This is a genomic window from Thermodesulfovibrionia bacterium (assembly GCA_030646035.1).
GTDB lineage: Bacteria > Nitrospirota > Thermodesulfovibrionia > UBA6902 > UBA6902 > JACQZG01.
Genome location: JAUSMY010000018.1, coordinates 1 through 1771 on the forward strand (window position 1 = coordinate 1; position 1771 = coordinate 1771).

2 protein-coding genes are annotated in these 1771 nt (G+C 48.6%); one reads left to right on the plus strand and one right to left on the minus strand.

From position 1 onward, the window contains the following. Positions 1-14: 14 nt before the first annotated feature. Positions 15-962, plus strand: coding sequence for a hypothetical protein (locus Q7U10_02315; protein ID MDO8281453.1), 948 nt, complete (start codon positions 15-17; stop codon positions 960-962). Positions 963-965: 3 nt separating this feature from the next. Here Q7U10_02315 and Q7U10_02320 read toward each other — a convergent pair whose 3' ends face one another. After that, a complete protein-coding gene (locus tag Q7U10_02320) occupies positions 966-1757 on the minus strand; it encodes a UbiA family prenyltransferase (protein MDO8281454.1) in 792 nt (263 codons plus the stop codon). Positions 1758-1771: the final 14 nt, after the last annotated feature.

A 1771-nucleotide genomic window follows, 5' to 3' on the forward strand; every position in this document is an offset into this window, starting at 1 on the left:
GATAAATCGGGATTATGACGTCGAACTATCTCTTTCGGCTGCTGCACCTGATGTTTCTCGGGTTCGCGCTAAGCGCCGTATACTGCGGTGTCACCGCATTTGCCGTTTGGCAGCAGGACGCCAGTCAGCTGCCAAAGTATCTGTCCGCCTATATCGTTTCCTTTAATTGCTTGATCTCAGGAGGGATTGTTCTCGGGGCTGGCATATTTGTGCTGGCGACTCAAAAGGAAATCCCCAGCCTGATCGAAGAGGCTTTCTCCGCCGATTCAATAGCCGCCTCCGACTATCCGAAAAAACGAAAGGGTTATGCGAGCAAATTCGGAGCGGCTGCATTCAGTGCCAACTATATTATTGTTGCGTTCTTCATATTCTATTTTTGCAAATTTCCCGTTGAAGGTATTGGCGAGTATTTTCTAATTGCAATGGCCTGTGTTCAGTATGCGTTCGGAGTATATGTTGGGCGGAAAATTTATTTTATCGCTCATATGCTACACGCTGTTGCCGACATAACGCCTGCAAAAAACGTGTTGCGGGAAACCAACCTCTCCATCGTCGTCACTTATGTAAATATCGTCACAACGATCACGATCATAGGCCTCTATATCAATGTAGTCGGCTTTTATCGGGGGCCGTTTCTATACACGCCGCCCATTGGCTCAGCGCTAAAAATTGCCTTGCTGCTCCCGGTCTTAATTGCCGTTCCCGTACTTATTGTCTTTAATTTTTACCCCCGCATCGTTTTGCGCAAACTATATGCAAAGTCCATAACCGAGGAAGTTGCATCACTAACGAAAAAATTAGGCCGAAAGAAGATGTCCGAAATTGAAAGAATGTCATTTTTGATCGAATATGATCGCCTGGCCAAGGAAGAAGCGAAAGGTAAGCTGCAATTATCTCTTAGTGATCTCCCGATGGGCATAACGATTGTTATAATGCTGGTTGGGTTACTTTCGAAACTTTAGAAGTCAGAGCAGGTAATATATTCCGAGAATGGGTTGCACGGTCGCCATGCGAAAGACGAGCATCGGGTTCTCAGTTCGATGCCATAGCAGGATGCAGCCCAGGTCGAGCACCATGAACCCGCCGGCGATCAGCCTACCAACCCAATCCGATGATCCGAAGAACAGCGAGATCGCTGCCGCCGTCAGCACCCCCAAAGCCAGTTGCCCGGCACGCCGTGAACCAATCCGCTTGGCAAGGGTTAGGCCATCGCCTGGCATATCTTTGATGTCACTCAACATTTCCATGCAGAGCGCATAAAGAATAGCGGCGATTAAAACGTTGGTGTGAGATAGTAGAGAAAATGCCGTGCGAGATAGGATCACAATAGGCATGGCCGCAGCGGTAGCCACGTAGAAATTCTTCGCGGACGGAAAATAACTTACCACGTAGTCGTAATTGATCATGATGATCAGCGAAAGAAGATAAACAAAAGCATCTTGAGGCGCGATCAATGATTTGATCATTGTTAAAGCTACCGCGATCAACACAAAGAATAGGAAGACCGCAGCAGATGGCGATATTGTTCCACTTGGGAGTGGGCGCTCGGGGTGGTTTTGGCGATCCTTTTCCAGATCGTTGACGGCGTTGATCACAAACCCGCACATGCAGATGGGAACTATCGTCAGGGCGTAGCGCAGCCCTAAGGACCAATCGCCGGTCGCGCATAAAGTTGGGATAAAAATGACTACTGCGACCAGCCCCGAAATTTCGGGGCGGACCAGCTGAAAAGCGGCAAAGAAGACGCTTCGCCCCATAATCCCGATTTATC